The 14,105-nt window shown below is 57.4% G+C and carries 10 protein-coding genes; 6 read left to right on the top strand and 4 right to left on the bottom strand.

Annotated features, from left to right (window positions below; translation table 11 throughout):
- Positions 1-1,727: methyl-accepting chemotaxis protein (locus ABJP42_RS06525; protein WP_348339477.1), on the bottom strand; the 1,727-nt coding region annotated here is incomplete at its 3' end.
- A 454-nt stretch (positions 1,728-2,181) separates the two neighbouring features.
- Here ABJP42_RS06525 and ABJP42_RS06520 point away from each other — a divergent pair.
- Positions 2,182-4,971, top strand: coding sequence for a bifunctional aconitate hydratase 2/2-methylisocitrate dehydratase (locus tag ABJP42_RS06520; RefSeq protein WP_348339476.1), 2,790 nt, complete (start codon positions 2,182-2,184; stop codon positions 4,969-4,971).
- 116 nt (positions 4,972-5,087) lie between these two features.
- Here the strand turns inward: ABJP42_RS06520 and ABJP42_RS06515 are convergent, their stop codons facing one another.
- Positions 5,088-6,863, bottom strand: coding sequence for a carboxyl transferase domain-containing protein (locus ABJP42_RS06515; protein WP_348339474.1), 1,776 nt, complete (start codon positions 6,861-6,863; stop codon positions 5,088-5,090).
- 185 nt (positions 6,864-7,048) lie between these two features.
- Here ABJP42_RS06515 and ABJP42_RS06510 point away from each other — a divergent pair, with 185 nt between their 5' ends.
- Positions 7,049-8,608 carry a long-chain-fatty-acid--CoA ligase gene (locus ABJP42_RS06510; protein ID WP_348339472.1) on the top strand — a complete coding sequence of 520 codons (1,560 nt, stop codon included), beginning with the start codon at positions 7,049-7,051 and terminating at the stop codon, positions 8,606-8,608.
- A 35-nt stretch (positions 8,609-8,643) separates the two neighbouring features.
- On the opposite strand, the gene ABJP42_RS06505 is transcribed toward ABJP42_RS06510, so the two are convergent.
- Entirely contained in the window at positions 8,644-9,129 is a 486-nt protein-coding gene (locus ABJP42_RS06505; RefSeq protein ID WP_348339470.1) for a MarR family winged helix-turn-helix transcriptional regulator, read from the bottom strand.
- A gap of 123 nt (positions 9,130-9,252) precedes the next feature.
- On the opposite strand from ABJP42_RS06505, the gene dctP reads away from it, so the two are divergent.
- The 4 genes from dctP (at position 9,253) to ABJP42_RS06485 (ending at position 13,061) form a co-directional block, all read left to right on the top strand.
- Positions 9,253-10,248, top strand: coding sequence for a TRAP transporter substrate-binding protein DctP (dctP, locus tag ABJP42_RS06500; RefSeq protein ID WP_348339468.1), 996 nt, complete (start codon positions 9,253-9,255; stop codon positions 10,246-10,248).
- A 66-nt stretch (positions 10,249-10,314) separates the two neighbouring features.
- Positions 10,315-10,842 (top strand): TRAP transporter small permease subunit, encoded by a 528-nt coding sequence (locus ABJP42_RS06495; protein WP_348339466.1) that lies wholly within the window; start codon positions 10,315-10,317, stop codon positions 10,840-10,842.
- 14 nt (positions 10,843-10,856) lie between these two features.
- Entirely contained in the window at positions 10,857-12,128 is a 1,272-nt protein-coding gene (locus ABJP42_RS06490) for a TRAP transporter large permease (protein WP_348339464.1), read from the top strand.
- 57 nt (positions 12,129-12,185) lie between these two features.
- Positions 12,186-13,061 (top strand): isocitrate lyase/PEP mutase family protein, encoded by an 876-nt coding sequence (locus ABJP42_RS06485; RefSeq protein WP_348339462.1) that lies wholly within the window; start codon positions 12,186-12,188, stop codon positions 13,059-13,061.
- Between the two features lie 45 nt (positions 13,062-13,106).
- Here ABJP42_RS06485 and ABJP42_RS06480 read toward each other — a convergent pair whose 3' ends face one another.
- Positions 13,107-14,081 (bottom strand): C1 family peptidase, encoded by a 975-nt coding sequence (locus tag ABJP42_RS06480; RefSeq protein WP_348339460.1) that lies wholly within the window; start codon positions 14,079-14,081, stop codon positions 13,107-13,109.
- Positions 14,082-14,105 lie beyond the last annotated feature (24 nt).

Here is a 14,105-nt window from a genome sequence, read left to right as displayed (position 1 = left end):
ATCTCTGTCGCCGCATCGGCAGAGCGCTGCGCCAAGCCACGGACCTCGGAGGCCACAACCGCAAAGCCACGTCCGGCTTCGCCAGCCCGGGCCGCCTCGACCCCGGCATTGAGCGCCAGCAGGTTGGTCTGAAAGGCAATGTCATCAATCACACTGATAATCTGCGAGATCTTGCTGGAAGACTCTTCGATTTCAGTCATGGCTGCGACGGCATTCTGGACGACCTTGCCGCTGGTCTCAGCTTCGGAACGAGCGCCTGACATGGCCTGTTCCACGTTCTTGGCACCGTCGGCTGCAGATTTTACCGAGGCGGTCATTTGGTCCAGCGCGGCGGCAGTTTGCTCCAGTGTTGGCGCCTGGCTTTCGGTGCGATGGGACAGGTCATCTGCCGATTGGCTCACCTCTGCCGCGCCATTGGTGATGCTGTCAGTTGCGCTAATCACCTCGGTAATGGTGTTTTTCAAGGTCGACAGGGTAGAGTTGAAGCTGGCCCGCAGGGCCTCATATTCTTCCGGGAAGGCCTCGCTGATTTCGCAATCCAGATCGCGGGCGGCCAGTTGGCTCAGATGTTGATCCAGCTTGCCCACCACGGCGCCTCGGTCGGCAATTCTGTTCTGTTCGATTTCAGCCAGTTTCTGCTCGGCTTCAAACAGGGCCACACGAGTGACCTCCATGGCTTTGCTCAACTGACCAACTTCGTTCTTGCTGTTCAGGTTCGCAGGTTTGAAATCGAAATCCTTGCGGGACAGACGATTGAGGTCCTTTTGCAGGGAGCCAAACTGTTTGGTGAAGGCCAGAATCAGTTGCAAGCCGATAAAGGCACTGGCCAGGATCGCAAAGGCGACGCCGATGGCGGTGAACAACAGGCCTTGGTTGGCCAGGCTTGCTTCGGTCTGGGCCACTTTGATCATTCTGGCAGTGATTTCATCCTCGACGCCCCGCAAATGAGTGATCCAGCTGGTTGCCAATTTGAACCATTGCGGCGCGGTGAGCTCTGTCAGGGTTGCCTCCGGTCCTGCATTTGTGACCAACTGGCGGATATCCTGCAGCCCCGTTTTTTGCAGTGCAGTTGCCAGGTCCAGCTCCGGAAAATGCGTTTCCAGAGACAAGAGAGACAGCACCAACAGCTTTGTCTCGGCGGCACCGGTTGACAGGAACTTTTGATAGACCGGCAGAGTAAAGCTTCCCTGGCCAAACCCTGTGGCCCCGGCCGCACGTTGCAGGCCGGCAGATTCCTTTGCATAGGAAAGGGCCATTAGACCGGCGCCAATTTGGGCCAATTCGGAATTGTTGTTTGAAAGCAGACTTTTGCTGACCAAATCTAGAGCTGTGTTTATTGTGCCGGTGTAATAGCCGGCCATTTCCCCTAGGGTGATGTTTTGATTGCTAACTTTTGTACGGAATACCTGCAGGTTTTGCAGGGCTTCCAATTTAGCTTTGTCGGTCTCCGAGACCGCATCAAAAGCCTCGTCGACAATTGTTCTGGTCTTTGGCAGTTCTGCAGAAAAATTCTTGCCTTGGGAGGCAAGAAAGGCTGCGGATTGACCTCTTTCAACCTGGAGGTGGTGCACAAGTGTAATAAGGCCTACGGAGTCTGAAACCGAAGTCTGAGTGGCGTTTGCACTCTGAAGGTTTTGCCAATCGTTCAATCCCCTGAGGCCGCCAAGTGCAATCAGGGCTATTAGCGGGATGGCGATCAGGGCCAGTATTTGAGATCGGAGTGACATCGTTACCTTCATTCATTTGATAATTGCATTCGTTAATTCATTATAGAAACACACTTTAAGGTAGCGTTACTTTTTTAAGGTTTTAAGGTTGATTTTTTAATCGGGGTGCGGCAAATGGTCATTTAAATTGCACATTTAATAGGCATGTTATTTTTGAAATCTCACCACGCGTCAGATTGTCTTGCCACTTCCTTCGAGAGCAAACTGAATGTAAGGTCTTTGTACGCATTGTCTTTACCGGTGCCGATGCACACCATGACCTTTAAGGCGCGAGCCGGAAGACCACGCAGCAGTCACAACTCTGTAAAGTGTTAGGGATATCGCGGTCTGGCTTCTTGCAACTCGGGTCCGCATGGTATACATCGGCATACAACGAATGAAAGCCCCGGAGAGACAGAGGTGTCTTTGACCCGGGGTTTGACCTTTTCTCTAGCCCCAAACTGTTGGATTCGTCATGAGCCTGTATACCGACTACCTAAAAGAGATCGCCACTCGTAAAGAGCAGGATTTGAACCCCAAGCCCATCGATGATGCGGCGCTAGTCAAGGAACTCATCGCGCTGATCAAAGACAGTGGCAATGAGCACCGCGAAGGCGCGCTCAACTTCTTTATCTACAACACACTGCCAGGCACCACCAGCGCCGCCGGTGAAAAGGCAGTCTTCCTGAAAGAGATCATTCTGGGCCAGACAGAGGTTGCGGAAATCACCCCGACCTTTGCCTTTGAGCTCTTGTCGCACATGAAGGGCGGTCCTTCGGTTGAAGTTCTGCTGGATCTGGCGCTGGGCGATGACGCGGAGGTTTCCGGGCAGGCGGCTGAAGTGCTGAAAACCCAGGTTTTCCTTTATGAAGCGGACACTGACCGTCTCGCCGCTGCCCTTGCCGCAGGCAATGCCGTGGCCAAGGAAATCCTGGAAAGCTATGCCCAGGCCGAATTCTTCACCAAGCTTCCCGAGGTCGAAGAAGAAATCAAAGTGGTGACCTATATCGCCGGTATCGGTGATATCTCCACCGACCTGCTGAGCCCCGGTGCCGAGGCGCATTCGCGCGCTGACCGCGAGCTGCACGGCAAATGCATGTGTTCCCCTGAGGCGCAGGTGGAAATCCAGGAGCTACAGAAACAGCACCCCGATGCCCGCGTCATGCTGATCGCTGAAAAGGGCACCATGGGTGTGGGTTCCAGCCGGATGTCCGGCGTTAACAACGTGGCGCTCTGGACCGGCAAAAAAGCCTCTCCCTATGTGCCCTTCATCAACATTGCCCCCGTCGTGGCTGGTACAAATGGCATTTCGCCGATCTTCCTGACCACCGTGGGCGTGACCGGCGGTATCGGCATCGATCTGGACAACTGGGTCAAAAAGCTGGACGCGGACGGCAACGTCATGGAAGACGAAGATGGCGAAGCGATCCTGGAAGAGGCCTATTCCGTGGCCACCGGCACCGTGCTGACCATCAACTCCAAAACCAAGACCCTGCATGACGCGGATGGTAAAGAGCTGAAGAGCGTTGCTGCTGCCTTCACCCCGCAAAAGATGGAGTTCATGAAGGCCGGCGGTTCCTACGCCGTGGTCTTTGGCAAGAAACTGCAGACATTTGCCGCCGGTGCGCTGGGTCAAGAGCTGGAGTCGGCCTATGCTCCTTCCAAGGAGATCACCGCCGAGGGCCAGGGCCTGACCGCCGTTGAAAAGATCTTCAACCGCAACGCTCTGGGCACCACCCCCGGCGCCACCCTGCACGCCGGTTCCGACGTGCGCGTCAAAGTGAACGTGGTGGGCTCGCAGGATACCACCGGCCCAATGACGGCGCAGGAGTTGGAGGCCATGGCGGCCACCGTGATCTCGCCCTCCGTGGACGTTGGCTATCAGTCTGGCTGTCACACCGCATCCGTTTGGGACAAGAAGGCGCAGGCCAATATTCCCAAGCTGATGAAATTCATGAATGACTTTGGTCTGATTACTGCGCGGGATCCTAAGGATCAGTATCACGCCATGACCGACGTGATCCACAAGGTGCTGAACGATATCACCGTGGATGATTGGGACGTGATCATTGGCGGCGACAGCCACACCCGGATGTCCAAGGGCGTGGCTTTTGGCGCCGACTCCGGCACCGTTGCCCTGGCCCTGGCCACAGGTGAGGCTTCGATGCCAATCCCTGAATCGGTCAAGGTGACCTTCAAGGGCAAAATGGCCGAGCATCTCGACTTCCGTGACGTGGTCCACGCCACCCAGGCGCAGATGCTGGACCAGCATGGCGACAACGTCTTCCAGGGGCGTATCATCGAAGTCCACATCGGTACTTTGCTGGCCGACCAGGCCTTTACCTTCACCGACTGGACCGCCGAGATGAAGGCCAAGGCCTCGATCTGTATCTCCAATGATGAGACCCTGATCGGCTCGCTCGAGCTGGCCAAGGGCCGCATTCAGATCATGATCGAAAAGGGAATGGACAACAAAGCCCAGCTGCTGCAGGGGCTGGTTGACAAGGCGGACGCGCGTATCGCGGATATCAAATCGGGTAAAAACCCTGCCCTGACCCCAGATGACAACGCCAATTATTTTGCCGATGTTGTCGTCGACCTGGGCGCGATTGATGAGCCGATGATTGCGGATCCGGATGTTAACAACGACGATGTTTCCAAACGCTATACCCACGACACCATTCGCCCGGTAACCTACTATGGCGGCGACAAGCACGTGGATCTCGGCTTTGTGGGCTCCTGCATGGTGCACAAGGGCGATATGAAGATCGTGGCGCAGATGCTCAAGAACCTTGAGAAGACAATGGGCAAGGTTGAGTTCAACGCGCCTCTGGTTGTCGCAGCCCCGACCTACAACATCATCGATGAGCTGAAGGAAGAGGGCGATTGGGAGATCCTGGAGAAATACTCCGGCTTCACTTTTGACGATCTGTTCCCCAAAACCCAGGCCCGGACCGAGTATCAGAATATTCTCTACCTCGAACGTCCCGGCTGTAACCTCTGCATGGGCAACCAGGAAAAAGCCGCCAAGGGCGACACGGTTCTGGCAACCTCGACCCGCCTGTTCCAGGGCCGCGTTGTGGGCGACACTGCCGAGAAGAAGGGTGAATCGCTGCTGGCCTCTACTCCGGTTGTCGTTCTCGCTGCTGTTCTGGGCCGTACGCCCACGCTGGAGGAATACAAAGCCGCCGTTGAGGGCATCGATCTGACCAAGTTCGCGCCCCCGCTGGCCGTTCCGTCGACAACCAAGTCGGCTCATTTCTAAAACCAGGCTTTTCGCGAGCGGCTTTTTCTGCCGCGTCTCGTTTCGCTCTCACATACAAAAACAGCCCTCCTGTTTCAGGGGGGTTGTTTGCTTTCAGGGGGGAATCTGAGGGCTTACTACCAAGCGTCGACATAACGCCCGTTGGGGCGGCAAGGGCCTGCCGTGGCCAGGGCGCGGAGGATCTCGCTACGGGTCTCGCCGGGGTCAATCACCGCGTCAAACTCGAGCAGGCTGGCGGCATTCAAGGCTGAGCCGTTCTCATAAAGCTGGGCTACCAATCTCTGATATTCCGCCTCGCGCTCTGCCGGGTCCGCAATAGCGGCAAGGCGATCACGATGCCCCAGTTTCACAGCCCCTTCCAGCCCCATTGCACCCACCTCTCCCGAGGGCCAGGCGCAGCAATAGTGCGGCCGGTCAAAACCGCCCCCGGCCATGGCCATGGCTCCCAGCCCATAGGCTTTGCGCAGGATGACGGTGATCAGAGGCTGGGAGAAATGCGCCCCGGCTAGGAACAGCCGCGAGATATGCGCCACCTGGCCGGTTTTCTCAATTTCTGGCCCGACCATAAATCCTGGGGTGTCGCAGAGGGTCACAACAGGCAGCCCCCAGGCATCACAAAGCTGCAGGAACCGCGCGCCCTTGTCGCCAGCCGTGGCATCAATGGCGCCGCCAATATGCAGCGGATTATTCGCCAGCAGTCCAAGGCTCTGGCCTTTGATTTTGACAAAGCCGGTGATCATGCCCGGACCAAATCCACGGCGCAGCTCAAGAAAGCTATCTGGATCGGCCAGACCAGCTATGGCTGCGCGCATGTCATAGGCGCGGGTACGGTCTGTTGGCACAACGGCGCGCAGGGCGTCGCTCGTGTCTTCAGCTCCTTCACTGGGCGCGGAATGGGGCAGGGTAAGCAGGCCTTTGGCCGCCGCAACAGCTTCGGCCTCATCTTTGGTCAGCAGGTCAATGACCCCATTGGCGACCTGGGTCTCCGAGGGGCCGATGTCCTGTGCTTTGACCGTGCCAAGCCCGCCGCCTTCGATCATCGCCGGGCCACCCATGCCGATCCAGCTGTTCTGCGTGGCAATGCGGATATCGCAGACGCCAAAGAGCGCCGCATTGCCGGCAAAGCATAGGCCTGAAACGATGCCGATCTTGGGGCCTTTATGGGCGGCGAACTGGCGAAAAGATGGGGTATTCAGCCCTGCGGTCATCAACGCGGCCACGTCATAGTCATTTGGCCGCCCGCCGCCGCCCTCAGCAAAGAGAACAATAGGCAAGCCGTCGCGGCCAGCCAGTTCAATCAACCGGTCCATCTTGCGGTGGTGATTATAGCCCTGGGTGCCTGCCAGCACCATGTAGTCCACCGCCATGGCGGCAACGGGCCGTCCGCCTACGGTGCCAGTGCCGCAGATGATACCATCGCCCTGGGTGCGGGCCTGCAGCTCTTCCAGGGGACGCCTGCTGCGCTGGGCCGCCAGGGCCAGAGCGCCGTATTCGGTAAAGGAGCCAGCATCAAACAGATCATTGATGTTTTCCCGCGCGGTGCGGGAGCCCATCTTGTGGCGTTTGGCGACGGCCACGGACCGGCTGCTGTCCTCCAGCAACTGCATCCGCGCCTCATAGGTGCTGAAATCGGCGCGTTGTCCCACCTGCTTTGGTTGGGCCTGCGGGGCGATCTCTGCCGGCTCCAGCGACACCAAGGGCTCGCCGCCGCGCAGCTCATCCCCGGCTTTTACATGCAAGGAGCGCACCACGCCGCTTTCCGGCGCGCGAATGTCATGCTGCATTTTCATCAGCTCGGTGACCAGCAAAACGCTGCCTGCTGCGACCTCGTCGCCAAGGTTCACCCGGATTTCAGACACGATGGCGGCGGTTTCTGCTGAGATGGTTTTCACGTCACTTCCCCTGGGCTTTGGCACGGCTCAGCCGTCAGCATGCGACAGTTGCGCGGGGTTGTGCAAAGGACGTGCCGTCACTTCCAAAATCCGAAATCTCAAAGCAGCCAGAGCGTTGACTTGACCGCCTGCCGCGCCACAGTCTGGCGGAAAAATAGCATCACAGAAAACCGAGGGGTCGCAAAATGCAGATCACATCCATGATCAAACGCGCCGCACAGATCAATCCCAATGGGATTGCCACCATCTATCAGGACCGTCAGCAAAGCTGGAGCCAGATGCTGGACCGGGTTGCCCGTTTGGCAGGCGCTCTGCAAGGGCTGGGCATGGAGCCCGGAGACCGTGTGGCCCTGGTTTCGCTGAACTCTGATCGGTTTATCGAATACTATTTCGCCGTGGTCTGGGGCGGTGGCGCAATGATGCCGATGAACATCCGTTGGAGCGCTGCTGAATGCGCCTATGCGCTGAATGATGCAGGCGCCAAGATCTTGATCTGTGACGAGACTTTCAAAGACCTGGCGGTGGAGATCAAACCACAGGTCTCAGGTCTGGACACTCTGATCTACGCCGGGGATGAGACCGCGCCCAAGGGCATGCTCAACTACGAGGAACTGATCGCGGCATCAGATCCGGCCCCGGATGCAGGACGTAGCGGCGATGATCTGGCGGGGGTGTTCTACACGGGTGGCACCACCGGTTTTCCCAAAGGGGTGATGCTGTCGCATACCAATTTCTATGTCGGCGGCGTGGCTAATGCCCATGACATCAATATGCAGGATGGCACGATCTATCTGCATGCAGCGCCGATGTTTCACATCGCCGATCTGATCTGGTTCAGCGCCCTGACCTTTATGGCCGGTACCCATGTGGTCATTCCGGCCTTCACTCCAGATGCAACATTGGAGGCGATTGAAAAACACCGCCCGGATCAGACCCTGTTGGTGCCGGTGATGCTGCAGATGATCCTGAACAGCGACAAGCTGGCGAGCACCGATATTTCTTCGCTGAAACAGATTGCTTATGGCGCCTCGCCCATCACCGAAGCGGTTCTGAAAGAGGCCTTTGAGAAATTCCCCAATGTCTCTTTCCTGCAAGCCTTTGGCCAGACAGAGCTGAGCCCCGTAGCGACCATTCTGCCTACGGACTACCATGTTTTTGAAGGTCCCAAGGCAGGCAAGCTGCGCTCTGCCGGGCGGGCCACGCGGGTCTGTGAGATCCGTATTGTGGATGAGGATCATCAGCCTTTGCCCAGCGGCGAGGTTGGCCAGATTGCGGTTAAGGGCCCGATCACCATGCTGGGTTATTGGAACAAACCCGAAGTGACTGCCGAGACAATCATTGATGGCTGGGTAATGACGGGGGATGCCGGCTATATGGATCAGGATGGTTTTGTGTTCCTGATGGACCGGGTAAAGGATATGATCGTGTCCGGGGGCGAAAATGTGTACTCAGCCGAGGTCGAAAACGCGCTGGGCCAGCACCCGGCGGTTGCCACCAGCGCGGTGATTGGCATCCCAAGCGAGCAATGGGGCGAAAGCGTACACGCGCTGGTGATCCTGCACCCGGATGCCGAGGTCACCAGTGAAGAGCTGCAGGCGCATTGTCATAAGCTCATTGCCGGCTACAAATGCCCGCGCAGCATCGAGTATCGCAGCGAGGCCTTCCCGCTGTCGGGGGCCAACAAGGTGCTGAAGACCGAGCTGCGCAAACCCTATTGGGAAGGAAAGGCACGGCAGATTTCCTAAACACCCCGGGTTCTTTGGGCCTTTGCACCCCGGCACTACTTCTGGGAGGTGCGCGCCGGGGCATCATCCTCGAGCAATCGCCCCAGCTCATCCTTGTAGGAGCGCAGGCTGGTGAGCAAGGCGTCCGGGTCGCCGACATCGGGCTGATTGGTGAGCTGGGTTTCAAACTCCTGCAGCTTGGGCTCTGCCCGTGCGACAAGGTTCTGACCTTGCTGCGTTGACACCACAATGCGGCTGCGTTTGTCGCCCTCATTCGTAACCCGCGAAATGTGACCGTATTCTTCCAGCCTGGCCAAGCCATTGCTGACGTGTGATTTTTTGATGCCGCTTTCTTCGCAAATATCCTGCGCCCGGCAAGATTGCATAGAGACAACGGCCCGCAGAATGCGCCAGTCCTGCCAGTTCAGACCGGTCTCGCGCAGTACGGCCTTGGAGTAGAGCATCATGATTTTCTGGGAGAGTGAAAAGATCGCGGCGAGGATCATTTCGCCTGAGGTCATCCCGTTTAACTTCTCGTCCATATTGGCTTCACCGGCAGTCTGAATGCATTTGGTTACCTAGGTAACTTGACAAATAATTATGCTTCGCGCAACTCTAGATCAAAAATTGGGCAGGAATTGCCCCATTAATCAAGGAGGAAAAACATGCGTAAGTTTCTAGTGGGGGCGCTTTGTGCCGGATCCGTGATGCTCTCGGCGGCTGCCGTGCAGGCGGAAACCGTGATCCGGGTGACGTTGCAGCTGCCCAAAACCCATTCCTTGGGGCAAAACTGGCTGGATTTCCAAGCCTTGATTGAAGAAAAGTCAGGCGGCGAGCTGACGCTGCAACTTTTTGATTCTGCGCAACTTTTCAAGGACAAAGAAGTGCCAGAGGCGGTCGGAACTGGCGCGGTCGAGGCCGGAACGGCTTTTCTGGGGCGCTTCACCGGTGCGGTTCCAGCTGTCGATGTTGTCGCCATTCCCTTCATCTTTGAGGATGAGGCGCATCTGCGCACTGCCGTAGCTTCGGGTTCTGAGCTGCGCACTGGGCTTGATGCGGCAATCCTGAAAGAAACCAATGCCAAGGTTCTCTGGTGGCAGGCTTTTGGTCGCAATATCTACCTCTCCAACGACAATGCGATCCGGGTACCTGCAGATATGGCCAACCAAAAGGTACGGACCTATGGCAAAGTGCATGGCTGGACCGTGGAGGCCCTAGGGGGTGCGCCAACGCTGATGTCGGGCTCCAAGCAGTTTCTGGCCTATCAGCAGGGGGCCGTAGATGTCGGCATGACCGGTGCCTCGGCGGTGCGTTCGCGCAAGCTTTATGAGGTGATGGATCACGTCACGCTGTCCTATGACAGTGCCATCGAATTTGTCGCGGTAATGAACAATGACTTCTTTGAAGGACTGTCGGCAGAGCATCAGGCGATCATCATGGACTCTGCGGCGATCGTAGAAGCGCAGTTGCGCGATGCCATCTATGCGCAAGAAGCCGAAGCCGTGGCCGAGGTGAGCAGCAAAATGACCGTGGTGGAGCTGAGCGATGCAGAGCGGGCCGAATGGGTTGCCGCAACATCCGGCGTCATTGACCGCTTTGTTGCCGAAACCGCCGATGCTGGTGCCGCTGCTGTGGCCGCTGTACGCGCCGCCGCCAACTAAACAACAAGAAAACCAAGGTCGCGGCTCCTGCAAGAGGGGCCGCGATTTGTCGCTTGAGGGGGCAAGATGGCGTCGCTAATTCAATCCTATGTCCGGGTGATGGATCAGGTGTCTGAAGTCACCGGAAAGATCGCAGCCTGGATGTTCTTTACCACCGGCATCATTGTCTCCTTTGAGGTCTTTATGCGCTATGTGTTGAACTCTCCCACCATCTGGGTGGATGAGGTCAGCCGCATCTTTCAGGTCTGGGCCGCCTACCTGGCCATTGCCTATGTTTTGAAACACAAGGCCCATATCATCATTGATATCACCTTCCGCAATCCCAATGCCCTTAACCGCAAACTCGCGGACAGTTTTGCCATGCTGGTGATCATCTTTTTCTGTTTGATCACGGTGAATTACGGGCTGATTATCTGGTGGAAGTCGACCCTCGCGGGGCATACCACGGATAGCTATCTGGCGGTGCCAAAGGTCTTTGTGCAATCCGCGATCTGGGTTGGCTTTGGCATCATGGCGCTACAGTCCCTGGCGGAAATCATCAAAATCTGGACTTGGGATCCGCAGGATCTGCCCAAGCAAACACTCGTCCACTGAACTGGTACACTGATATGGAAACTCTGCTTATTCTTGGCAGCCTTGTTGGCTTGCTTTTGCTGCGTGTGCCGGTGGCTTTTGCGATGGGAGCCTTGGGGGCGGTGCTGCTCTGGCTCAAGGGGTTGCCGCTGATCGCACTGCCGCAGCGCCTGTTTGGCACCATGGACAGTTTTGAACTTTTGGCAGTGCCGCTGTTTCTTTTGATGTCCAATGTGCTGCTCAAGGGCGGCGTTGGGCGCGATCTCTTTGCCAGTGTGCAGGCCTGGGTGGGGCATTGGCCCGGCGGCTTAGGGGTTGCTACCATAATGAGCTGCACTCTGTTTTCGGCCATTTCCGGTTCTTCTGTGGCCACCGCAGCAACCATTGGTACCGTTGCCATCCCCGAGATGAAGCAGCGTGGCTATGACGAGCCGTTCATTTTGGGCCAGCTTGCTGCTGGTGGAACCCTCGGCATCCTGATCCCGCCGTCGATTCCACTGATCATCTATGGGGTGATTACTGAGACCTCGATCCCGACGCTGTTTCTGGCAGGCATCGGTCCGGGGCTGCTGATGGCCAGCATCTTTATTGTCTACGCGATGTTCTACAGCCGCATGGGGGCAGCAGCTCCTCTGGAAAAAGCCAACTGGAACGAGCGTGCCCGCGCCACCTTTTATGCGCTGCCTACCGTGGTTCTGGCCCTTGCTATTATCGGCTCGATCTATGCCGGCATCGCCACCCCATCGGAAAGTGCCGGGGTTGGCTTTGTGATTGCCATCATGATGACCTTTCTGATGGGCCGGATGAACTGGACCAAGCTGAAAGAGGCAGTGGAGGATTCCCTTAAGACCACCGCGATGATCTTTATCATCGTTGCCGGGGCCAAGGTGTTTTCTTATGCCATCACACTCTACCTGATCCCGCAGACCATCAGCGGCTATCTGATCAACAACATCTCGGACCCGACCATGTTCATTCTGGCGGTGGGATTGGTGCTGCTGATCATTGGCTTCTTTTTGGAATCCCTGTCGATGATGCTGATCATGGTACCGGTTCTGTTTCCCGCCCTGCAAGCGATGAACATCGACCCGATCTGGTTTGGCATCTTCTTTGTGGTCTTGATCGAAGCGGCGCTGATCACTCCGCCTGTCGGCCTCAACCTCTTTGTCATTCAGGCGGTGGGCAAGGCCCGGTTGGAAAGCGTGGTGCAGGGCGCCTGGCCCTTTGCCCTGATGATGCTGGGCATGGCCGCGCTCCTTTGGTTCTGGCAGGATCTGGCGCTGTTTATCCCCTATAAGCTGTTTTAGCGATCGTTTGGGACGGGGGCTGACAGGGGTAGAGAATTGAAAATAAAAGGAAATACCATGGGTGCTTCATCTGCGGACAGGTTGCGGAAATTGCTTCACGGCGATGAGATCATTGTCATGCCCTGCTGCTTTGATCCGCTGTCGGCCAAGCTGATCGAACAGGAGGATTTCCCGCTGACCTTCATGTCGGGCTTTGCCACCTCCGCCGCCCGTCTGGGGATGCCGGACACCGGGCTGATGTCCTATGGCGAGGTGATCGACCAGGGGCGTAACATTTGCGATGCGGTTGGCATTCCAGTGATCGGCGATGGGGACACAGGCTATGGCAATGCGCTGAACATCAAACGCACGGTCAAAGGCTTTGCCAAGGCCGGATTTGCAGCCGTGATGATCGAGGATCAGGTAGCGCCAAAGCGCTGCGGCCATACTGCGGGCAAATCGGTGGTCACCCGGGCCGAAGCCTTTGACCGTATCCGTGCCGCTGTGGACGCCCGCAAGGAGGGCGCCGATATCCTGATCCTGGCCCGAACCGATGCGCGTCATGACCATGGGCTGGATGAGGCCATTGCCCGCGCCAAAGAATTCTACGCGCTTGGGGCTGATATTCTTTTTGTCGAGGCGCCCCGCAATGCGGAGGAAATGCAGCGGATCTGCACCGAACTCCCAGGCCCAAAGATGGCCAATATTATTGAGGGCGGGCTGACGCCCAACCTCTCTCCGGCAGAGCTACAGCAGCTGGGGTTCAAGATCGCAGCCTACCCGATCACCCTGATTTCGGCGGCGATGAAGGCGATGAGTGCCGCGCTGGGCGAGCTGAAAACCGGTGGCGTTCCTGCAGAGCGATTGTTGCCCTTTGAAGAGGTGAAGTCTCGTATCGGGTTTGATGACTATTTTGAGGCCGAAAAACAGTATGAAGCCAAACTTGGCGATTAAGTCTCGTCCGCACAGGCGCATGCTCAAGGCGCAGAGGCGGGCTTTTTAGTCTGCGGGGATCAGGCTGAGGTATTCAACCGTGTAGCCGTTGACGTAGTCCAGGCTCACCGCGCCATTGCCGCGCCGCCCGATGTTGGGATAGCCTGCGAGGGCCGGGCCTGGGTATTTGCCAAAATGACCGTTCCAGCTGTTGCGAAAGATGAACCAGCCGCCGCCCAGTTCTGCAGGGCCAGGCTGAAACCCGGTGACGCAGACACAGTGACCAAAGGTGCGCGTGTCGCTGTCGACCAGTTCAGGGCGGGCGACGGGGTCAAAGACAATCCCTGAATTCAGCGCGCCGTTATAGGTCCAATTGGTTTTGGTCGAATTTTTGAGTTTGAACACTGGCAGTCCCAGTGCCACCGGGCGGCCCTGTCGCAGCTCCTCGAGAATACAGTCGGCTGTGGTGTCGGGCACGCTGCCACCAAAGAAGTCCTCGTATTTGATCGGCAGGAACTTGTTTTGCGCGGCTTCGGCCTCTGCCGCTTCGGAGGGAGGGTGTTTTGAAAACAACCCGGATTTTAGATCGCTGAGCTGGTAGGGGGCGAGGGCTTCGCTGCAGATGCCTTTGGTTGCCAGAACCTCGTGGGCCTGTTTCAGCTTGGTTGCGCCCCGGGCATGGTCGGGCAAGACCGCGGCCTCTTCGGCGGTGATAACCGCACGCATGTGCCAATAGAGGTATTCCGGCGAATGCTGTTGCAGTGGCAACCCGCGCCGGGCCTGCAGGATGTCGATACAGGCGGCCACAGCAAAGGCGGTGCAGGTGCCGCGCGGGCGCTGGTCTCGTGCGTCCCAATGGAGGGACAGGCCTGTCTCCAGATCAATCGGTGTGTCGCGATCACTGCCTGGGCCCCCGGGTTTGGGCTGGGCACAGTGGTGCACCTGTTCAGAGTAGCCCGTGCTGCGAAAAACCTGGTCCAGCTTTTCAGCAGGGGTGTAGCCGGCAAAGAAGCCTCTGGCGGAATTCGGCAATGGGGACACGGCAGCCTCCTTGGTCAGCGTAGG

It is taken from the genome of Pseudophaeobacter sp., from assembly GCF_039971195.1.
GTDB lineage: Bacteria > Pseudomonadota > Alphaproteobacteria > Rhodobacterales > Rhodobacteraceae > Pseudophaeobacter.
This window is presented reverse-complemented; position numbering and strand designations above follow the sequence as displayed.